This is a genomic window from Mycobacterium sp. SMC-16, from assembly GCF_046250085.1.
GTDB classification, from domain to species: domain Bacteria; phylum Actinomycetota; class Actinomycetes; order Mycobacteriales; family Mycobacteriaceae; genus Mycobacterium; species Mycobacterium phocaicum.
Map to the genome: position 1 here is coordinate 4286003 of NZ_CP176427.1, position 20797 is coordinate 4306799.

At 67.8% G+C, this 20797-nt stretch carries 20 protein-coding genes; 12 read left to right on the top strand and 8 right to left on the bottom strand.

Annotation, left to right across the window (positions count from 1 at the left end; translation table 11 throughout):
- Positions 1 to 2 precede the first annotated feature (2 nt).
- Positions 3 to 413, top strand: a complete 411-nt coding sequence (locus ACJEIK_RS20745) for a SufE family protein (protein ID WP_064858493.1) — start codon at positions 3 to 5, stop codon at positions 411 to 413.
- A gap of 11 nt (positions 414 to 424) precedes the next feature.
- On the opposite strand, the gene ACJEIK_RS20750 is transcribed toward ACJEIK_RS20745, so the two are convergent.
- Positions 425 to 1156: an acyltransferase gene (locus ACJEIK_RS20750; protein WP_306307974.1), complete on the bottom strand. Its 732-nt coding sequence runs from the start codon at positions 1154 to 1156 to the stop codon at positions 425 to 427.
- Between the two features lie 180 nt (positions 1157 to 1336).
- On the opposite strand from ACJEIK_RS20750, the gene ACJEIK_RS20755 reads away from it, so the two are divergent.
- Positions 1337 to 3136: an acetyl/propionyl/methylcrotonyl-CoA carboxylase subunit alpha gene (locus tag ACJEIK_RS20755; protein WP_135355369.1), complete on the top strand. Its 1800-nt coding sequence runs from the start codon at positions 1337 to 1339 to the stop codon at positions 3134 to 3136.
- A 55-nt stretch (positions 3137 to 3191) separates the two neighbouring features.
- On the top strand, positions 3192 to 3509 hold the full coding sequence (locus tag ACJEIK_RS20760; protein WP_409430204.1) for a hypothetical protein: 318 nt from the start codon (positions 3192 to 3194) through the stop codon (positions 3507 to 3509).
- 12 nt (positions 3510 to 3521) lie between these two features.
- Here ACJEIK_RS20760 and ACJEIK_RS20765 read toward each other — a convergent pair whose 3' ends face one another.
- From ACJEIK_RS20765 to ACJEIK_RS20780, 4 genes are all read right to left on the bottom strand, one after another.
- Positions 3522 to 3872 carry a hypothetical protein gene (locus ACJEIK_RS20765; protein ID WP_133426942.1) on the bottom strand — a complete coding sequence of 117 codons (351 nt, stop codon included), beginning with the start codon at positions 3870 to 3872 and terminating at the stop codon, positions 3522 to 3524.
- Between the two features lie 38 nt (positions 3873 to 3910).
- Entirely contained in the window at positions 3911 to 4222 is a 312-nt protein-coding gene (locus tag ACJEIK_RS20770; RefSeq protein ID WP_409431735.1) for an ArsR/SmtB family transcription factor, read from the bottom strand.
- 11 nt (positions 4223 to 4233) lie between these two features.
- A complete protein-coding gene (locus ACJEIK_RS20775; protein WP_267323745.1) occupies positions 4234 to 4665 on the bottom strand; it encodes an SRPBCC family protein in 432 nt (143 codons plus the stop codon).
- A gap of 65 nt (positions 4666 to 4730) precedes the next feature.
- The gene (locus ACJEIK_RS20780) at positions 4731 to 5162 is read right to left on the bottom strand and encodes a hypothetical protein (protein WP_409430205.1); all 432 of its coding nucleotides are present in this window, start codon (positions 5160 to 5162) and stop codon (positions 4731 to 4733) included.
- Between the two features lie 73 nt (positions 5163 to 5235).
- Here ACJEIK_RS20780 and ACJEIK_RS20785 point away from each other — a divergent pair, with 73 nt between their 5' ends.
- A complete protein-coding gene (locus tag ACJEIK_RS20785) occupies positions 5236 to 5781 on the top strand; it encodes a restriction endonuclease (protein WP_061003374.1) in 546 nt (181 codons plus the stop codon).
- Here ACJEIK_RS20785 and lat read toward each other — a convergent pair.
- Both lat and ACJEIK_RS20795 read right to left on the bottom strand, forming a co-directional pair.
- A complete protein-coding gene (gene lat, locus ACJEIK_RS20790) occupies positions 5767 to 7098 on the bottom strand; it encodes an L-lysine 6-transaminase (RefSeq protein WP_409430206.1) in 1332 nt (443 codons plus the stop codon). The genes ACJEIK_RS20785 and lat overlap by 15 nt on opposite strands.
- A 49-nt stretch (positions 7099 to 7147) precedes the next feature.
- Positions 7148 to 7609 (bottom strand): Lrp/AsnC family transcriptional regulator, encoded by a 462-nt coding sequence (locus ACJEIK_RS20795; RefSeq protein ID WP_061003377.1) that lies wholly within the window; start codon positions 7607 to 7609, stop codon positions 7148 to 7150.
- Between the two features lie 27 nt (positions 7610 to 7636).
- Here ACJEIK_RS20795 and ACJEIK_RS20800 point away from each other — a divergent pair, with 27 nt between their 5' ends.
- The 8 genes from ACJEIK_RS20800 (at position 7637) to ACJEIK_RS20835 (ending at position 19495) form a co-directional block, all read left to right on the top strand.
- Positions 7637 to 8836, top strand: a complete 1200-nt coding sequence (locus tag ACJEIK_RS20800; RefSeq protein WP_409430207.1) for a 2-oxoadipate dioxygenase/decarboxylase family protein — start codon at positions 7637 to 7639, stop codon at positions 8834 to 8836.
- Positions 8833 to 10374: an aldehyde dehydrogenase family protein gene (locus ACJEIK_RS20805; protein WP_409430208.1), complete on the top strand. Its 1542-nt coding sequence runs from the start codon at positions 8833 to 8835 to the stop codon at positions 10372 to 10374. Before ACJEIK_RS20800 ends, ACJEIK_RS20805 begins: the two co-directional genes overlap by 4 nt.
- A 15-nt stretch (positions 10375 to 10389) precedes the next feature.
- The gene (locus tag ACJEIK_RS20810) at positions 10390 to 11184 is read left to right on the top strand and encodes an SDR family oxidoreductase (protein WP_409430209.1); all 795 of its coding nucleotides are present in this window, start codon (positions 10390 to 10392) and stop codon (positions 11182 to 11184) included.
- A 254-nt stretch (positions 11185 to 11438) separates the two neighbouring features.
- Entirely contained in the window at positions 11439 to 15932 is a 4494-nt protein-coding gene (locus tag ACJEIK_RS20815) for an ATP-dependent helicase (protein ID WP_409430210.1), read from the top strand.
- A 208-nt stretch (positions 15933 to 16140) separates the two neighbouring features.
- Entirely contained in the window at positions 16141 to 17454 is a 1314-nt protein-coding gene (locus ACJEIK_RS20820; protein WP_267323522.1) for an IS256 family transposase, read from the top strand.
- Between the two features lie 97 nt (positions 17455 to 17551).
- The gene (locus ACJEIK_RS20825) at positions 17552 to 17944 is read left to right on the top strand and encodes a tautomerase family protein (protein ID WP_061005239.1); all 393 of its coding nucleotides are present in this window, start codon (positions 17552 to 17554) and stop codon (positions 17942 to 17944) included.
- A gap of 2 nt (positions 17945 to 17946) precedes the next feature.
- Positions 17947 to 18921 (top strand): NAD(P)H-dependent flavin oxidoreductase, encoded by a 975-nt coding sequence (locus tag ACJEIK_RS20830; RefSeq protein ID WP_064858503.1) that lies wholly within the window; start codon positions 17947 to 17949, stop codon positions 18919 to 18921.
- Between the two features lie 61 nt (positions 18922 to 18982).
- Positions 18983 to 19495 carry a hypothetical protein gene (locus tag ACJEIK_RS20835; RefSeq protein WP_064858520.1) on the top strand — a complete coding sequence of 171 codons (513 nt, stop codon included), beginning with the start codon at positions 18983 to 18985 and terminating at the stop codon, positions 19493 to 19495.
- On the opposite strand, the gene ACJEIK_RS20840 is transcribed toward ACJEIK_RS20835, so the two are convergent.
- Positions 19492 to 20748 carry an HNH endonuclease signature motif containing protein gene (locus ACJEIK_RS20840; protein ID WP_409430211.1) on the bottom strand — a complete coding sequence of 419 codons (1257 nt, stop codon included), beginning with the start codon at positions 20746 to 20748 and terminating at the stop codon, positions 19492 to 19494. The genes ACJEIK_RS20835 and ACJEIK_RS20840 overlap by 4 nt on opposite strands.
- Positions 20749 to 20797: the final 49 nt, after the last annotated feature.

The following is a 20797-nucleotide window of genomic DNA, read 5'->3' on the forward strand; positions in this document are numbered from 1 at the left end:
CCATGCCCGCGGCACTGGCCGAGGTCGTGTCGGAGTTCTCCGAGATGCAGGGACAGGACAAGCTGGCACTGCTGCTGGAGTTCGCGAATGAACTCCCGCCGTTGCCGTCGTCGCTCGAAGAAGCCGCGATGGAGCCGGTGCCGGAGTGCCAGTCGCCGTTGTTCCTGCACGTCGACGCCGCAGACCCCGAGCACGTGCGGTTGTTCTTCAGTGCGCCGGCCGAAGCCCCGACGACGCGGGGTTTCGCGGCCATCCTGGCGGCCGGTCTGGACGGCCTGCCGGCGTCGGACATCCTCGCGGTGCCCGACGACTTCTATGCCGACCTGGGGCTGGCCAAGCTGATCAGCCCGCTGCGCCTGCGGGGCATGTCGGCGATGCTGACGCGCATCAAGCGCCGCCTGCGCGACGCTTGATCCGGATCGGCTCAGAAGAACGGCAGCTTGAACTTGCCGCTGTAGTGCAGCGCGTCCGGGTTGCGCTGCCCGATGATCTTGCCGGGCACGCCGCCGACGATGCCGAACGGCGGCACCTCTTTGTTCACGACGGTGTGGGCGGCCACCACGGCGCCGCGGCCGAGCAGGCACGGCAGGATCATGGCGCGCGTCGCGATCCACACGTGGTCGTCGATGACGATGGGGTCGGGCGGGTTGGGCGCCGGCACGAAGTTCGGGTGATTGATGTCGTGCCCGCCGGCGATGATGTGCGTGTCGCTGGCGATGACGACGTCGTTGCCGATCGCGATGCCCGCGCGGGCGTCCAGCAGGCAGCGGAAGCCGATCGACACCCGGTCACCGATCACCAGATAGGGAATCGACCAGACACTGGTGCCGCGGTTGATCGCGGTGCCCTTGCCGATCTTCGCCCCGAACAGCCGGAGGTAGCCGAGCCGGATGAAGTGGAACGGGATGTGGGTGACGACCGAGCTGTAGAACAGCGCGGCGTAGGTGTCCCGGATCCGGTGCCACAGGGTCTCCCCGGGCAGTTCGTGCTTGAGGATGTTGCCGTCGTCGTCGGTGACCCACTGCATCTTCGGTGGGATGCGGACGTTGGGGTTGACCGCCCGCTTGCGCGCGATCAATTCGGGGTCTGAGGCCTGCGGCTCGACGAACAACGGTGTCCCCTTACTCGTGGCTCCCCGGCGGGTCCGGTGCGGCACCAGTATCACCCAAGCAGATGTTCGGTGAGAAAGCGCGGGTCAAGCGGGTCGCTTGGGCAATCTCTAAGAAAACGTCCCGGCGCCCTCGTTTCCCGAAGTGGGGATCCGCCGGTTAGGCCTTACACTGCACGCGATACATTCTTAAAGACATTTCTTAGAGAACCGCCGTCAGGAGGCACTGTGGCCAACCACGCCAGTTCCAAGATCTCCAAGGTGCTAGTCGCCAACCGTGGAGAGATTGCCGTCCGGGTCATCCGGGCTGCCAAGGACGCCGGACTGGCCAGCGTCGCCGTTTACGCCGAGCCGGACGCCGATGCGCCGCACGTGCGGCTTGCCGACGAGGCCTTCGCCCTGGGCGGCCAGACCTCGGCCGAGTCGTACCTCGTCTTCGACAAGATCCTGGACGCCGCCGCCAAGTCGGGCGCCAACGCCATCCACCCGGGCTACGGCTTCCTGTCCGAGAACGCCGACTTCGCGCAGGCCGTCCTCGACGCCGGGCTGATCTGGATCGGGCCGAGCCCGCAGTCCATCCGCGACCTCGGCGACAAGGTCACCGCGCGCCACATCGCCGCCAAGGCCAACGCACCGCTGGTGCCGGGCACCCCGGACCCGGTCAAGGACGCCGACGAGATCCTGGCGTTCGCCAAGGAGCACGGTCTGCCGATCGCCATCAAGGCCGCCTTCGGCGGTGGCGGCCGCGGCATGAAGGTCGCCCGCACCCTCGAGGAGATCCCCGAGCTGTTCGACTCGGCCACCCGTGAGGCCGTCGCGGCCTTCGGCCGTGGCGAGTGCTTCGTCGAGCGCTACCTGGACAAGCCGCGCCACGTCGAGGCTCAGGTCATCGCCGACACGCACGGCAACGTCGTCGTCGCCGGTACCCGCGACTGCTCTCTGCAGCGCCGCTTCCAGAAGCTCGTCGAGGAGGCCCCAGCGCCGTTCCTGTCCGACGCGCAGCGCAAGGAGATCCACGAGTCGGCCAAGCGCATCTGCAAGGAAGCCGGCTACTACGGTGCGGGCACCGTGGAGTACCTGGTCGGCCAGGACGGCCTGATCAGCTTCCTCGAGGTCAACACCCGTCTGCAGGTGGAACACCCGGTCACCGAGGAGACCTCGGGCATCGACCTGGTGCTGCAGCAGTTCAAGATCGCCAACGGCGACGCCCTGGACATCACCGAGGACCCCACCCCGCGTGGCCACTCGTTCGAGTTCCGGATCAACGGTGAGGACGCCGGTCGCGGCTTCCTGCCGGCCCCCGGCCCGGTCACCAAGTTCGAGGCCCCGACCGGCCCCGGCGTCCGCATGGACTCCGGTGTCGAGAGCGGTTCGGTCATCGGCGGTCAGTTCGACTCGATGCTGGCCAAGCTGATCGTCACCGGCGCCACCCGCGAAGAGGCCCTGGCCCGCTCGCGTCGTGCGCTGGCGGAGTTCAACGTCGAGGGTCTGGCCACAGTCATCCCGTTCCACCGCGCTGTGGTCTCCGACCCGGCCTTCATCGGTGACGGCGACAAGTTCGACGTGCACACCCGCTGGATCGAGACCGAGTGGAACAACACGGTCGAGCCGTTCACCGGTGGCGAGGCCCTAGACGACGAAGACGCGGCGCCGCGTCAGAAGGTCGTCGTCGAGGTCGGTGGCCGTCGCGTCGAGGTGTCGCTGCCCGGCGATCTGGCCATCGGTGGTGGCGGTGGTGGCGCGGCCACCGGCGTCATCAAGAAGAAGCCGAAGCCGCGTAAGCGTGGCGCCGCCGGCGGCAAGGCCGCCTCGGGTGACTCGGTCACCGCGCCGATGCAGGGCACCGTCGTGAAGGTCGCCGTCGAGGAGGGCCAGCAGGTCTCCGCGGGTGATCTGATCGTCGTGCTCGAGGCCATGAAGATGGAGAACCCGGTGACCGCGCACAAGGACGGCACCGTGACCGGCCTGTCGGTCGAGGCCGGCGCCGCCATCACGCAGGGCACCGTCATCGCCGAGCTGAAGGACTAGTTCTTTCGATCCGCCGGGTGGTCAGTTCTCTGGCCACCCGGCGGATTTTTTCATCATGGAAGCTATCGAGATCAACGCCGGCGCGTGGTACCTGCGCGCCTTGCGCGCCGACGACCGGATGGATGACCGGCCGTCACTGGCGGACCTGGGTGAGCACTCCCCCGATCACGTCCAAACCCGCACGGCGCAATGGGAATCCGACACGTTGTACTCGTGGGCGGTCTGCGAGCCGACGACCGGCGAACTGCTGGCCGAGATCACCCTGGACCCCGCCACGCGGGAGATTTCCGTGCGCACCCGGGCCGGATTCGACGACGCCGCCGCAACGGGCGTCGAATCGGTGCGGCGCTTCGCCGCCGCGATGCTCGGTTAGGCTCCGCCGAACTCAGAACAGCAGCACCGGCAGGCTCATCGTCAGCACGATGGACATCAGCAGGAGCAGGAACCAGCCGGCGCCCTGCCAGGCCCACCAGACCTTGTCGCCCCGCCAGGCCCGGTAGGTCCGCACGAATGCCCACACCCCGCTGCCGAACAGGAACAGCGGGCCGGCCAGCGCCAGCACGGTGCGGTACGGCATGCTGCACGCCGCCGTGTCGTAGCCACTGCAGTGCCGGACCCACACGGCCGCCAGCACCATGAAGCCGACGCCGACGCTCCCCATCACCAGGCCGAATCGCGCGGCCTGATGCACGCTGGGATCGTCGTCGCGGAACCGATCGGTTGTCGGGCTGAGCATCAATATCACCGCCAACCCCAGTATGCGCCTGTTCGGCGCTAGGGCGCCAGTGGACCCTCGGCGATGCGTTTGATCGCAGCCAGACGCCGATCCCATTGTCTGCCAATGGTTTCCAGCTCGGTTCCCAGAGCGCTGAGCTTGGCCCCCAGCGCGCGGTAGCGAATCTCCCGGCCCACCTTGACGGGCTCGACCAGCCCCGCGTCGGCCAGCACCGACAGATGCTTGGCGATCGCCTGCCGGCTCACGGGCAGTCGGCCCGCCAGGGCGCTCGCCGACAGATCGTCGGCGCTCAACTCGGTAAGGATGCGCCATCGGGTCTCGTCGGCGAGCACCGCCAGCACCGCCGGCATGCGGGTGTCGGTCACACCGCCGCCTGCAGGTACGCGACCAGGTCGTCGAGCTCGGCAGTCCAGCCGCCACTGTTCTCGGCGTGCGCCGTCTGCGGATCGGCCAGGGTCTCGAAGCCCGTCTCGCGCAGGTCGAGCCGGGTGCCGCCGTCGATCTCGGTGAGGTCGAAGCGCACGACGGTCGAATTCTGCGGGGTCGGGTCGGCATCCGTTTCGCGATGCGCCCACCGATAGACGAGCGTGTGCGGCGCCTCGGCGCTTTCGACGACGACCCGGAACTTGCCGTGGGCATTCCAGCCGAAGAACCCTGTGCCACCCGGGATCGCCTCGAGTTCGGCCGCGTCACCGAACCATTGCGCGATGAGCTCGGCTTTGGTCAGGGCGTCCCAGACCCGCTGGATCGGCGCGTTGATGTCGATGGTCCGGGTGATGTCGAGCGTGTCCATGATTCCCCTTCGAGTGGCGTTATGTGCAACTCCACAGTTGCACACATGCACCCGTACTGCAACCCTCAGATTGCACTTGGCGTCGCGCGCCGCTCTCGCACCAGCATCAGACCGATGGTGCCGAACACCAGATTGGCGGCGATCTCCAGAATCGCGGTCACCCACGAGAACGCCGTCACGCGTGCCCACGGCGGCGCGTTGATGAAACTGTCGCTGAAGAATCCCCATTTCGGAAGCAGATGCGCCGCAGTGAAACCCACCGCACCGGCGTAGCCGATACCGACGGCTGCGAGCGGTGCCCACCGGTTCCGCCTGAACACCAACACGATCGTGACCGCCGCGAGGATCAGCTGCAGCGTGCCACCCACCATCACCGCCGGCGGGACGACGTTCATCCCCCGCCGCATGTGATCGCCGCCGTGCAGCAGCAGCGCGACGACCAAAAACCCTGCGGCCCAATCGAAGTTACGTTGCCAATTCCTGGAGTCACCAGTCATTCGGATCACCTCTACTACGCACGGTAGTAAATTGGCGGCATCCTGTAAAGACCTGTCGGGGGTCGGCCCTACGATGCCTGGCGTGCGGATGAAACTCTTGAGCGCGGCAGGACTGTGTGCCGGCGGCGCCGCGTATCTGCACGGCTGGACATGGGAGCCGGCGCTGGCCGTGGCCGTCGGCGTGCCACTGCTTCTCGCCGCCATCCCGCACGTCGTCACCGGAATGCGCACCCCGAGCCGCCACGAAGACCCGGTGCACGACATGTCCGGCACCGAATTCGAGGATTACGTCGCCCGGATCGCCCGGTCCTGTGGCGTCCCCGTCATCATGACCGAGCTGTCCGGAGACTGGGGTGTCGACCTGATCGTCGGCACGCGGCCCAATCGCCTTGCCATCCAATGCAAAAGGCTGTCCCGTCCCGTCGGCCCCGGCGCCGTCCAGGAAGTGGTCGCCGGCGCACCCATGCAGGACTGCGCGCACACCATGGTGGTCACCAACAACGACTTCACGCCGGCCGCAAGGAAATTGGCCGAGCTGCACGACTGCACCCTGGTCAGCGGCGCCGAGCTGACCCGGCTGCGTGGCTTGATCCGCCAGCAGGTCCTAGAGCGCCGCTAACACGTCCCGCACTGCCTGGACGGCCTCGTCGATCTCCGTCCGCGACACCGTCAGCGCCGGCCGGAACCGCACGGAGTCGGTGCCACTGGCCAGCAGGATGACATGGCGCTGCCACAGCCGGCGGATCACCTCGTCGCGCTGCGCGGCCGAGGGCATGCTGAACGCACACATCAGCCCGCGCCCGCGCGGGTCGAGCACCAGCGACGGGAATTCGCTTGCCAGGCAGCGCAACTGCCCCACCAGGTACCAGCCCATCCGCACGGCATTGTCGATGAGGCCGTCGGCTTCGATGACCTCGAGGATGCGCCGGGCCCGCACCATGTCGGTGAGGTTGCCACCCCAGGTGGAGTTGATCCGTGAGCTGACGCGGAAGACGTTGTCGTCGACGTCGTCGACGCGGCCACCGGCCATCACGCCGCACACCTGCGCCTTTTTGCCGAACGCCACCACATCGGGCGTGACACCCAGTTGCTGGTAGGCCCAGGCGGTTCCGGTCATGCCGACGCCCGTCTGCACTTCGTCGAAGATCAGCAGCGCGTCGAACTCGTCGCACAATTCCCGCATCGCGGCGAAGAACTCGGGGCGCATGTGCCGGTCACCGCCCTCGCCCTGGATCGGCTCGGCGATGAAGCACGCGATGTCGTGCGGGTACGCCTCGAAGGCCGACCTGGCCTGGCGCAGCGATTCCCGTTCCAGCGCAACGATATCCACGCCCGGCATCACCACCGGGGCGTCGATGCGCGGCCAGTCGAACTTGGGGAACCGGGCCACCTTGTTGGGGTCGGTGTTGGTCAGCGACATCGTGTAGCCGCTGCGGCCGTGGAAGGCGCCACGCAGGTGCAGCACCCGGGTGCCCAGCGCCGGGTCGATGCCGCGCGATTCATTGAGTCGGCTCTTCCAATCGAAGGCGACCTTCAGCGCGTTCTCCACCGCCAGCGCGCCGCCGTCGACGAAGAACAGGTGCGGCAACGCCGCGTCACCCAGCACCCGTGCGAACGTCTGCACGAAGCGCGCCATCGGCACGCTGTACACGTCGGAGTTGCTCGGCTTGTTCACCGCCGCCTGCGCCAGTTCGGCACGGAAGCCCGCATCGGTCAGCGCCGGATGGTTCATCCCCAGTGCCGACGACGCGAAGAACGTGAACATGTCGAGGTACCGGGTGCCGTCGCGCGCGTCGACCAGATATGAACCGCCCGAGCGGTCCAGATCGAGCACCAGGTCCAGACCGTCGGTCAGGATGCTGCGCCCCAGCACGTCGCGCACGTCGCGGGCGCGGCCCGCCGACAGCCCGTCACCAGAAGTCAGAACAGCGGTCATGCCGCCATCCTAACGCAATATTTACAGTTTTATGGACTCGAAACAGGAACTATTCCGGCAGCGACACCTGATCATCGTAAAAAGTCTGTAAGATGATGGTGCTTCGCGTGCGAACGTTGGCGACCGTGCGGATCCGCTGCAGCAGGCCCTCCAGCGCCCGCGCCGTGGCGACCCGCACCAGCAGGACGTAGCTCTCCTCGCCGGCCACCGAATGGCAGGACTCGATTTCCGGGAAAGGCTGCAGCCGCGCCGGGGCATCATCAGGTTGGGAAGGATCGAGTGGGGTGATCGCGACGAACGCCGACAGCATGTGGCCGACGGCCTCGGGGTTGATCCGCGCCGTGTATCCCGTGATCACACCGCGAGATTCGAGCCTGCGCACCCGCGACTGCACCGCCGAGACCGACAGCCCCGCCGCCGTCGCGAGGTGCGCCAGCGTCGCGCGGCCGTCGGCCATGAGCTCCCGCACCAGGATTCGGTCGACATCGTCAAGCTGCTCGGCTTCGGCCATGGCCGGAGACTACCCGCAGGCGTTGCCATGACGGTTCAGACGTGGGAGCTGCGTGCCGCGTTCGCCGCCGCGCTGTCCCACATGTACGGCACCGAGGTACCGGCCTACACCACGCTGGTCGAGGTCAGCACGGCGGTGAACCGGGACTGCGCCACGGACGGTCGGCTCGGCTCCGTTGACCGGGTCACCGCGGAACGTCACGGCGCCATCAGGGTCGGCAGCCCCGCCGAACTCGCCGACGTCGCAGACCTTTTCGCGGCCTTCGGCATGTACCCCGTCGGGTTCTACGATCTGCGCGAGGCCGCCTCACCGGTGCCCGTGGTCTCCACCGCCTTCCGTCCCATCGAGGCAGAAGAGCTGGACCGCAACCCGTTTCGCGTCTTCACCTCGATGCTGGCGACCGCGGACGCCCGCTTCTTCTCCCCCGACCTGCGGGCCCGGGTACAGCGGTTCATCGGTCAGCGCCAGCTGTTCGACCCGGCACTGATCGCCCAGGCCCGCCGCATCGCCGCCGACGGTTGCCCCAAAGCCGATGCCGACGACTTCGTGCGGCGCGCCGTCGCGGCCTTCGCGTTGTCGCGCACGCCGATCGACAGGGCCTGGTACGACGAACTCAACGCCGTCTCCGCCGTCGCCGCGGACATCGCCGGCGTGTCCACCACCCACATCAATCACCTGACGCCGCGCGTGCTCGACATCGACGAGCTGTACCGCCGGATGACGGCCCGCGGCATCACCATGATCGACGCGATCCAGGGGTCGCCCGCCACCGACGGCCCGCCGGTCCTGTTGCGGCAGAAGTCGTTTCGGGCCCTGGCCGAGCCACGCACGTTTCGCGCCGCGGACGGCACCCTGTTCGACGGCAGCCTGCGGGTGCGCTTCGGTGAGGTCGAGGCCCGCGGGGTGGCGCTGACCCGCGCCGGCCGGGAGCGCTACGACACCGCGATGGCCGATCAGGAGCACTGGGACCGATACTTCCCCGCCACCGACACCGAGATGGCGGCGCAGGGGCTGGCCTACTACCGCGGCGACGATCCCACGAAACCCGTTGTCTACGAGGACTTCTTACCGGCGTCGGCAGCCGGCATCTTCCGGTCGAACCTGGACCGCGATGCACAACCGGCCGCCGCCGACGACACTGGCGACTACAGCCTCGCCTGGATGGCCGGCGCCATCAGCCATCACATCCATGACCCTTACGACCTCTACGAGAAAGCGGCATCATGACCTCTGTGCAGAATCATCTCTTGCCCACCGCCGATCAGCTCCGTGACCGCGTGCGGACCGCGCTCCAGGCCGTCGGGGCTCACGTCACCCTGGGTGAGCCCGGCGCCCACGGCCTGCACGCCAGCACGCCCATCACCGGTGAGGTGCTGTTCACGCTTCCCGAGAGCAGCGCCGAGGAAACCGACGCCGCGATCGTCGAAGCGGCGCAGGCCTTTGTCGCCTGGCGCACCACGCCGGCGCCGGTGCGCGGTGCTCTCGTGGCCCGCCTCGGTGAACTGCTCGTCGAGCACAAGGCCGATCTGGGCACCCTCGTGACCATCGAGGCCGGCAAGATCACCTCCGAGGCGCTCGGTGAGGTCCAGGAGATGATCGACGTCTGTCAGTTCGCGGTCGGCCTCTCGCGCCAGCTCTACGGGCGCACCATCGCCTCGGAACGGCCCGGACACCGGCTGATGGAGAACTGGCACCCGCTCGGGGTCGTCGGCGTCATCACCGCGTTCAATTTCCCCGTCGCCGTCTGGGCCTGGAACACCGCCATCGCGCTGGTGTGCGGCGACACCGTGGTGTGGAAGCCCTCCGAGCTCACCCCGCTGACCGCCGTCGCCTGCCAGGCGCTGCTGGAGCGCGCCGCGGCCGACGTCGGCGCCCCGGCGGATGTCGGCCGGTTGGTACTGGGCGGCCGCCAGATCGGTGAGCAGCTGGTCGACGATCCCCGCGTCGCGCTGGTGAGCGCGACAGGGTCGGTGCGGATGGGTCAGCAGATCGGGCCTCGGGTGGCGCAGCGGTTCGGCAAGGTGCTGCTGGAGCTCGGCGGCAACAACGCGACCATCGTCACGCCGTCGGCCGATCTCGATCTCGCGGTGCGCGGCATCGTGTTCGCCGCCGCCGGGACCGCAGGCCAGCGGTGCACCACGCTGCGCCGCGTCATCGCGCACCACAGCGTGGTGGACACACTGGTGCAGCGGATCGTCACCGCGTATCAGAGCCTGCCGGTCGGCGATCCGTCCGCGGAGGGCACCCTGATCGGGCCGCTGATCCACGAGCGGTCCTACCGCGACATGGTGGGCGCGCTCGAGCAGGCGCAAGCCGAAGGGGGCGAGGTGACCGGCGGCGAGCGAGTTCAACTGCACCCCAGCTCGTACTACGTGACGCCGGCGGTGGTCCGGATGCCGGGGCAGACGGCCATCGTGCACCAGGAGACGTTCGCGCCGATCCTGTACGTCCTGACCTACGACACGCTCGACGAGGCCATCGCCCTCAACAACGCGGTACCGCAAGGGCTTTCGTCGGCCATCTTCACCACCGACATCCGGGAGGCCGAACGCTTCATGGCCGCCGACGGGTCGGACTGCGGCATCGCCAACGTCAACATCGGCACGTCCGGCGCGGAGATCGGCGGCGCGTTCGGCGGTGAGAAGCAGACCGGCGGCGGCCGCGAATCCGGCTCCGATTCCTGGAAGGCCTACATGCGCCGGGCCACCAACACCGTCAACTACTCGTCCGAGCTGCCGCTGGCGCAAGGGGTTCAGTTCGGTTGAGGTAGACATGAGCCCGTGAAGATCGAAGGTGCGGTGGCCGTCGTCACCGGAGCGGGCTCGGGTATCGGCAGGTCCATCGCGACGGCACTGGCCGCCGCGGGCGCGTCGGTCGTGGCCGGCGACATCAACGCCGAGGCTGCCGCAGAGACGGCCGCGGGCTACGGCGGTGTCGGCATCGGCGCCGACGCGTCGTCGGTCGACGGCATCGCGACGCTGCTCGACGCCGCCCGCGAGGCGTACGGACCCGTCGACATCTACGTCGCCAACGCCGGCATCACCGGCGAACCGGGATTGGGCGACGACGAGGCCGCCTGGGACCGCATCATCGACATCAATCTGCGCGCGCATATCCGCGCCGCGAAAGCCGTTGTGCCCGAATGGGTCGAGCGCGGCGCCGGGCATTTCGTCGCCGTGGCCTCGGCCGCCGGCCTGCTCACCCAGCTCGGTGCGGCCGGCTACAGCGTCACCAAGCACGCCGCCGTCGGCTTCGCGGAGTGGCTCAGCATCACCTACGGCGACCAGGGCATCGGTGTCAGCTGCGTGTGCCCGATGGGCGTCGACACGCCCCTGCTACGCGGCATGACGGACTCCCCCGACGCCGCGATCCGGGTGGCCGGCAATGCCGTGACCCACGCGGGGAACGTCGTCGGGCCTGATGACGTCGCCGCCCTCGTGGTCAAGGCAATCGAGGACGGGACGTTCCTGGTGCTCCCGCACCCCGAGGTCCTGGAGATGTACCGGCACAAAGGCGCCGACTATGACCGGTGGCTCGCCGGCATGCGGCGGTATCAGCGCACGCTGAACGGCTGAGCTAGGCGCAGTCGTCCCACATCGGCTCTCGGCCCACCCCGCAGGCCGGCACTCGCCCAGCCCGGGTGCCCGGACCGACATCCCGGGCCGGCGGCTCGAATGCAACTGGGTGGCGGTGGATCAGCGGATTTTCCGCCACCCAGTTGCGTTCGAGCGGCGCGAGACGCGATTAGTTCTCTCACAGCGATCACAGTGGCTGCTGTGACTCGCCTGACCCGGCATAACTTGTCGGTGCCGCGAGGCAGTATGGACACGTGAATCCACTCGACAGGTTCAGTGACCTGACCCGGGAGTGGTTCGCGGCTGCCTTCAGCACGCCCACCCCGGCCCAGGCGCAGGCCTGGCAGGCCATCGCCGACGGGCACAACACGCTGGTCATCGCGCCCACCGGGTCGGGCAAGACACTCGCGGCGTTCCTCTGGGCCATCGATCAGCTGGCTCAGGAGCCCGCCAACACCAACGGCGCCAAGGGCACAAAAGTCCTCTACGTCTCGCCGCTGAAGGCCCTCGCGGTCGACGTCGAGCGCAACCTGTCGACGCCACTCACCGGCATCACGCGGGTGGCGGAGCGCGTCGGGGCACCGGCACCCGAGATCACCGTCGGCGTGCGGTCGGGTGACACGTCCCCGGCGCAGCGCCGCCAACTGATCGCGACACCGCCGGACATCCTGATCACCACTCCCGAGTCGCTGTTCCTCATGCTGACGTCGGCGGCCCGCGAGACACTGGCGACGGTACGCACCGTCATCGTCGACGAGGTGCACGCCGTCGCGGCCACCAAACGTGGCGCACACCTGGCCCTCTCGCTGGAACGTCTCGACGAGCTGCTCGACAAGCCGGCCCAGCGGATCGGCCTGTCCGCGACCGTCAAGCCGCCCGAGGAAGTCGCCCGTTTCCTATCGGGGGCCGCGCCCACCAGCATCGTCAAACCACCGGCCGCCAAGACCTTCGACCTGAGCGTCGAGGTGCCGGTGCCGGACATGGCCAACCTCGACGGCGGCACCATCTGGCCCGATGTCGAGGAACGCATCGTCGACCTGATCGAGTCGCACAATTCGTCGCTGGTTTTCGCCAACTCCCGGCGGCTGGCCGAACGGCTCACCGCACGGCTCAACGAGATTCACGCCGCCCGCTCGGGCATCGAGTTGCCCAATGAACGCAACTCGCAGGTCGGCGGGGGCGCGCCGGCCAACCTCATGGGCAGCGGGCAGACGTTCGGCGCGCCGAGCCTGCTGGCCAAGGCCCACCATGGTTCGGTCAGCAAGGAGGCCCGGGCGCAGGTCGAAGAGGATCTCAAGAGCGGCCGGCTCAAAGCCGTCGTCGCCACCTCGAGCTTGGAGCTCGGTATCGACATGGGCGCCGTCGATCTGGTCATCCAGGTGGAGGCGCCGCCCTCGGTGGCCAGTGGTCTGCAGCGCATCGGCCGCGCCGGCCACCAGGTCGGTGAGATCTCCGAGGGCGTGCTGCTGCCCAAGCACCGCACCGACCTGATCGACTGCGCCGTCACCGTGCAGCGGATGCGCGCCGGCGAGATCGAGACGCTGCAGGTACCCACCAATCCACTCGACGTGCTGGCCCAGCACACGGTCGCGGCGGCGGCTCTCGAACCGCTCGACGCCGACCGCTGGTTCGACGCGGTCCGCCGCAGCGCACCGTTCGCCGCCTTGCCGCGCAGCGCATTCGAAGCGACGCTCGACCTGCTGGCCGGCAAGTACCCGTCGACCGAGTTCGCCGAGCTGCGGCCGCGTCTGGTCTACGACCGCGACAACGGCACCCTGACCGCCCGGCCCGGCGCGCAGCGGCTGGCCGTCACCTCCGGCGGCGCGATCCCGGACCGCGGCATGTTCACCGTCTACCTGGCCACCGGCGATGAAAAGCCCTCGCGGGTGGGCGAACTCGATGAGGAGATGGTCTACGAGTCGCGGCCCGGTGACGTCATCTCCCTCGGCGCTACCAGCTGGCGCATCACCGAGATCACCCACGACCGGGTGCTGGTGCTGCCCGCGCCCGGCCAGCCCGCGCGGTTGCCGTTCTGGCGCGGTGACGCCGTCGGCCGGCCCGCCGAGCTGGGCGCCGCGATCGGCGCCTTCACCGGAAAGCTCGCTGGACTGCCGCGCGCCGAATTCGACGAGTACTGCAGCACAATGGGGTTCAACGACTACGCCACCGACAACCTGTGGCAGCTGCTCGACGAGCAGCGGCAGGCCACCGGCACCGTGCCCACCGACACCACCTTCGTGGTGGAACGGTTCCGCGACGAGCTCGGTGACTGGCGGATCGTCCTGCACTCCCCCTACGGGCTGCGGGTCCACGGTCCGCTGGCACTGGCCGTCGGTCGGAGGATCATGGAGCGGTACGGCATCGACGAGAAGCCCACCGCATCCGACGACGGCATCGTGCTCCGGCTGCCCGACACCGGGGAAAATCCGCCCGGCGCGGACATTTTCGTCTTCGAAGCCGATGAGATCGAGCCCATCGTCACCGCCGAGGTCGGCGGGTCCGCACTCTTCGCCTCCCGCTTCCGCGAGTGTGCGGCGCGGGCGCTGCTGCTACCGCGGCGCCATCCCGGCAAGCGGTCGCCGCTGTGGCATCAGCGGCAGCGCGCCGCCCAATTGCTGGACATCGCCCGCAAGTACCCGGATTTCCCGATCGTGCTGGAGACGGTGCGCGAGTGCCTGCAGGACGTCTACGACGTCCCGATGCTCATCGAGTTGATGCGCCGCGTCGCGCAACGACGGATCCGGGTGCTCGACGTGCAGACCGCCACGCCATCACCGTTCGCCGCCTCGCTGCTGTTCGGCTACGTCGGTGCATTCATGTACGAGGGCGACAGTCCACTCGCCGAACGGCGGGCTGCCGCACTGTCATTGGACGCCACCCTGCTGGCCGAGCTCCTGGGCCGCGTCGAACTGCGCGAACTGCTCGATCCCGATGTCGTGGCGTCGACCATCCGTCAGTTGCAGCATCTGACCGAAGACCGGGCCGCCCGCGACGCCGAGGGCATCGCCGACCTCCTGCGACTGCTCGGTCCGCTCAGTACCGAGGAACTCCGGCAGCGTTGCACCGCAAGCGATGTCGAGGCCTGGTGCGCCACGCTACAGGCCGCCAAGCGCGCCGTCTCGGTGACCTTCGCCGGCCAGAGCTGGTGGGCCGCGGTCGAAGACATGGGTCTGCTGCGCGACGGGCTCGGCGTTGCGGTGCCGGTCGGCGTGCCGGCCAGTTTCACCGCCGCGGTGTCCGACCCGCTGGGTGAATTGCTCGGCCGCTACGCCAGGACCAACGGGCCGTTCACGACGACCCAGGCCGCTAGCCGGTTCGGCCTGGGCCACCGCGTGACTGCAGATGCCCTCAGCCGGATGGTGTTGGACGGCAAGCTCATCCGCGGTGAATTCACTGATCTTCCGGACAGCGTCGACCAACAGTGGTGTGACGCCACGGTTCTGAAGATTCTGCGGCGCCGTTCGCTGGCCGCGCTGCGGGCCCATATCGAACCGGTGAGCACCGCCGCATACGCCCGGTTCCTGCCGGCCTGGCAGCAATTCGGCGACGCCCGCGGCATCGACGGCCTGGCCTCGGTCATCGAACAGCTTGCCGGCGTGCCGATTCCGGCGTCGGCGGTCGAGCCGCTCGTGTTCGGCCAGCGGGTCTCGGACTACCAGCCGGCGATGCTTGACGAACTCCTGGCCTCCGGTGAGGTCATGTGGTCTGGCGCCGGTCAGATCGGTAGCAACGACGGCTGGGTCGTGTTCCACCGTGCCGACACCGCGCCGCTTTCGCTGGCGCCGGGCACCGAGATCGAGTTCACCGACACGCATCGCGAGCTGCTCGACACACTCGGCAGCGGTGGGGCGTACTTCTTCCGGCAGCTGGCGGCCGAAGACGGCACCGACACGAAACAGGCTCTGTGGGAACTGATCTGGGCCGGCTGGGTCACCGGCGACACCTTCGCCCCGGTGCGGGCGCTGCTCGGCAACGCGGGACGCAAACCAGGAGGTGCGCACCGGCAACGGCAGCAGCGCCCGCCCCGGCTCAGCCGCTACAGCGTCGCCCGGCCGCAGACCCGCACCGTCGACCCGACGGTCGCCGGCCGGTGGTCGGCCCTGCCACCCGCCGAGCCGGAATCCACGACGCGGGCGCACTTTCAGGCCGAGCTGCTGCTGAACCGCTACGGCGTCGTCACCCGCGGCGCGGCCGACGGCCTGCCCGGCGGGTTCGCCACGCTGTACAAGGTGTTGACGGCTTTCGAGGAAGCCGGCCGCTGCCAGCGCGGGTATTTCATCGAATCGCTTGGTGGTGCACAGTTCGCAGTGGCGTCAACGGTGGACCGGCTGCGCAACTACCTCGACAATGTCGACCAGAGCAGCCCCGACTACACCGCCATCGTGCTCGCCGCCACCGACCCCGGAAATCCCTACGGCGTCGCGCTCCCCTGGCCCGAGGTCGCGGGCCACCGGCCGGGCCGCAAGGCAGGCGCACTGGTGGCGTTGGTCGACGGCGAGTTGGTGTGGTTCCTGGAACGGGGCGGAAAGTCGTTGCTGTCGTTCGACGCCACGCCGGAACAACAACGCGCGGCGGCCGGTGCGCTGGCCGACCTGGTGAGCGCGGGGCGGCTGCAGTCGCTGTTGATCGAGAAGGTCAACGGGCAGCCGGTATTGGCCCCCACCCCTGACGCCGAGCAGGCCCAGGTCCATGCTGCGCTGGCCGACGCCGGCTTCTCCCGGACACCGCGGGGGCTACGGCTGCGCTAGGCAAAACTCCGTCGGAGGCTGGCGCTCTTACCTACGAGGATTTAGGTCACTGAGACAGGGCCGGTATTCGCAAGAGCAATGATCAATACCTGTGGATGAGGCCCGAGGAGGTGGCCTGAAAGTGGGCGCACCTTCCCGAGGATGATCATCACGGAATCAGGTATTCGATCAAGACCGGCGTTGGCGCGCTGGTTGGGAAGGTACGCCCATGCTCACCGTAGTTCACGATGCCGAGGAGGCCAACGGCGGCGAGGCCGGCCGGTCGTTGTTGGACGAGATCGTCCGCGACGGAGCCCGGCAGATGTTGGCCGCTGCCCTGCAGGCCGAGGTCGCCGCGTACGTCGCCGCATTCGCTGATCAGCGTGACGAGAACGGTCACCGACTGGTGGTCCGCAACGGCTATCACCAGCCGCGTGAGGTGCTGACCGCGGCCGGTGCCGTGCAGGTGAAAGCGCCGCGGGTCAACGACCGCCGTGTCGACCCCGATTCTGGTGAGCGGCAGCGGTTTTCCTCGGCGATTTTGCCGGCCTGGGCACGCAAGTCCCCGCAGATGAGTGAGGTGCTGCCGCTGCTGTATCTGCACGGCCTATCAACCAGCGACTTCGGGCCCGCACTCGAGCAGTTCCTCGGCTCGGGTGCCGGGTTGTCGGCCACCACGATCACCCGTCTGACCGCGCAGTGGCAAGACGAAGCCCGTACGTTCGCTGCCCGGGACCTGTCCGGCAGCGACTACGTCTACCTGTGGGTCGACGGCATTCACCTCAAGGTCCGCCTGGACCAGGAGAAGCTGTGCCTGCTGGTGATGCTCGGCGTGCGCGCTGACGGCCGCAAAGAACTCGTGGCGATCACCGACGGCTATCGGGAGTCATGCGAGTCGTGGGCGGATCTGCTGCGCGACTGCAAACGCCGCGGCATGACCGCCCCAGTGCTGGCCGTCGGCGATGGCGCGCTCGGGTTCTGGAAGGCGGTGCGGGAGGTATTCCCGAAGACCCGAGAGCAGCGCTGCTGGTTCCACAAGCAGGCCAACGTCCTGGCCGGGCTGCCGAAGTCAGCGCATCCGGCCGCGCTGGCGGCGATCAAGGACATCTACAACGCCGAAGACATCGACAAAGCTCAGGTCGCGGTCAAGGCCTTCGCGGTTGCCTTCGGCGCGAAGTACCCGAAAGTGGTCGCCAAGATCGTCGACGACCTCGATGTCCTGCTGGAGTTCTACCACTACCCCGCCGAGCACTGGATCCATCTGCGTACCACGAATCCGATCGAATCCACCTTCGCCACAGTGCGTTTGAGAACGAAGGTCACCAAGGGTCCGGGATCACGGGCCGCTGGATTGGCCATGGCCTACAAGCTGATCGACGCCGCCCAAGCCCGCTGGCGGGCCGTCAACGCCCCACATCTGGTCGCCCTCGTCCGCGCCGGAGCGGTCTTCCACAAAGGCAAACTGCTCGAACGACCCACCGACATCACCCCACCGACACCACCGTCAGACGGCGATCAACACACCGAAACGGAGGTCGCCTGAAACACCCCGATCCACAGGTATTGACAATTGCTCATTCGCAATACGCTGTGCGTCAGCGGCGTTGGTGCAGGCATAGCTGAAAGAATGGGAGCGCACCATGCCATTGCTGAACTTCACAGTCGTCCGCGGCCGGACTCCTGAGCAAATCCGCCAACTGCTGGACAGCGCGCACGCTGCCGTCGTCGAGGCGTTCGAGGTCCCAGAGACTGACCGCTACCAGGTCGTCGACGTCCGCGAGCCCGATGACGTTGTCGCGCAAGACACTGGACTGGGATTCGAACGATCAGACCAGCTGGTGATCATCCAGGTGGTCAGCCGCCGCCGCACCGCAGAGATGAAGCAGCGGTTCTACGAGCTGCTGGCCGAGCACCTGCATAGGGACTGCGGTTTGGACGCCAAAGACCTGATCGTGTCGATCACCGAAAACGGCGACGCCGATTGGTCGTTCGGCGCGGGCCGGGCACAGTTCGTCACCGGCGAACTCGCCTGAACATGATCACGACGAGACTCACTTCGAGGTTCGGCCTGTCAGTGCCCGTCGTGCTGGCCCCGATGGCCAAGTTCGCCGATGGCCGCTTGGCCGCCGCAGTCACAAAGGCAGGCGGTCTCGGACTGTTGGGCGCCGGCTATGACGATGCCGCCTGGCTCAATGCACAGTTCGCCACGGCTGGAGATACCCGCATCGGCGTCGGCTTCATCGCCTGGAAGCTCGCTGAACGCCCGGAGCTATTGGATGCAGTACTCGCACACAACCCCGCTGCTGTAGCGCTCTCATTCGGCGATCCCACGCCGTTCGCGTCGAAGATTCGCAATGCGAATGTTCCTCTGTTCAATCAGGTCAACGATCTGGAAGAGGCACGACGCGGCGTCGACATCGGAGCTGACGTACTGATTGCGCAAGGCGGCGAAGCGGGTGGTCACGGTAAGGGGATTCGTTCCACCTTCACCCTGGTCCCGGAGGTCGCCGACCTGGTCGCCGACCGGGCACCGGATACCCTTGTCCTCGCCGCCGGAGGCATCGCCGACGGTCGTGGCCTTGCGGCGGCACTCTCGCTCGGTGCTGACGGAGCCCTCGTCGGCTCCAGGCTGTGGGCGGTGCAGGAGTCGCCGGTTAACCCAGTGGCCCGGGAGCGCGCCATCGCCGCAGGCTCCGACGACACCATTCGCTCAACCGTGTTCGACATCGTGCGCGGCTATCCGTGGCCGCGGGGCTACGGTGGTCGCGCTTTGCGCAATGATTTCGTCAGCCGCTGGTATGGGACCGAGGACGCGCTACGCGCCAATCTCGCTGAGCTCCAGCGTGATTACCGCGCCGCGGTCGAAGCGTCAGACTTCGACACCGCTGAGGTTCATATCGGCGAAGGTGTCGGCATGATCCATGACAATCCGACTGCAGCTGAGGTGCTGGCACGCATGGCGCGAGAGTCCGCCACCATTTTCGGAAGACTGTCCGAGGCCGCGAAGTAGGACAATAAAGGGCGTGACCGAGCACGCAGACCAGGCGTTGTCAGACGCCGCCATCGCCGCGATGACGCCGGCGCAGCGGCACGACCTGATCATGCGGTTGCAGCGTCCGCTGGACGAAGTGTTTCCGCCTGCGATGGCCAGGAGGATGCGACGCATCCGGCTGACGGTGATGACCGGCAGCTGCATCGTGCTGATCCCGTGGGTCGTCTACCTCGGATTCACGCTTCCGGAAAACTACACCGCGCACAACTGGCCGGCCACCTGGATCGGGTTCGACGGCCTGCTGGTCGCCTTCATGGCCACGACGGCCGTGCTCGGTTGGTTGCGCAGGCAGCTCGTGCTGCTCACCGCGTTCACGACCGGCGTGCTGTTGGTGTGCGACGCCTGGTTCGACGTCATGACTTCGGATTTCGGCCACGATTCGACCATCCCGTTGATCACCGCGGTGTTGATCGAGCTGCCACTGGCGGTGCTCATGATGACCGGCGCCATCCGGATACTGCGCCTGACCGCGACGCGGCTGTGGTTCCTCGAACCCGGTGCGCCGCTGTGGCGGCTGCCGCTGCTGCCCTAGTTGGTCGACGGTGTGGGTGGTGGTTCGAAGGGTTGGTACCACCACCATTGGGCGCGTTCACCGGTCGGCCCGGGGCAGGGCGGCACATCAGGGCGGGCCGTAGTGGGTGGCCGCGCAAGGGATCCGCCGTCGAGTTGTCGGCCCGCGGCGTCGGTGACGACCAGCCGATCGGCCGGACCGGTGATGGTGATGACCCGCTGGTGGTGCAACCGGTGATGGTAGGGGCACACCAGCACCAGGTTGTGCAGTTCGGTTTCCCCGCCGTTCTCCCAATGAATGATGTGATGTGCGTGCAAGCCGCGGGTCGCCCCGCACCCGGGGACCCGGCAGCAGCGGTCGCGGTGTTCCAGAGCGCGGCGCAGCCGGCGGCTGATGGTGCGGGTGCTGCGCCCGGCCCCGATCGGCTGACCATGTTTCTCGAGCCACACCTCGCACGTGGCGTCGCACAACAGCAGCCGGCGTTCCTCATCGGTGAGCACTGACCCTAAATGCAACGCAGCCGTGCGCTTTTCGAGATCCATATGCGCCACGACGGTGGTGCGCTGCCCGTGCGGCCGCAGTGCCACGTCGGCGTCCCAGCCGGCCTCGACCACACTCATGAACGCATCCACACCGTTCGGGAACGGGGGTGCCTGCTCCGACACTGCCCCTTCGGTGTCTTCGTGGTCCCGTTTCCAGTCGGCCACCAATGCATCCTGATGCGACGCCAGCGCGGTATCGACCTTGGCGGCTTCCAGTTTCGGTAGGCGGATCTTGTATGTGGTGGACCCGTCTTCGTGCGTGGTCTTGGCGATCGACCGCGGCGCCTCGGGCTTGGGATCGGGCTCCGGGCGGGGCTCGAGTTTCACGGCCGTGCGCAGCTGGGTGACGGTGGCGCTTTCGGCGAACTGGGCGTAATGCTCGTCAGAACCCTCGGCTGCGTGTTCGGCGACCACCCCGACCTGGTCCAGCGACAACCGGCCCGCGCGCATCGCTTCGGCGCAGCGCGGGAACTCCTCCAGGCGGTGCGCCACCGCCATCATCACTTCCGCATTGCGCGGTGACACACCGGTTTTCCATGCCATCATCGACGCCATCGACCGGGCACCGGTGGCACCCCAGAGCCCGTCACGGTCGATCTCGGCCGCAATCTGCACCAGCCGTGCGTCGATCGCGTTGCGCTGACCGGTCAGCTCACCGATCTCCGCGAAGTACGCATCCATGCGCTCGCACGGCGACGACTCAACATCGAAAGCCGTTGCGGTGCTGGACATGACACCATCAAAGCAGAAGGGTACGACAAAAAATCGCACCCAGCCGCTC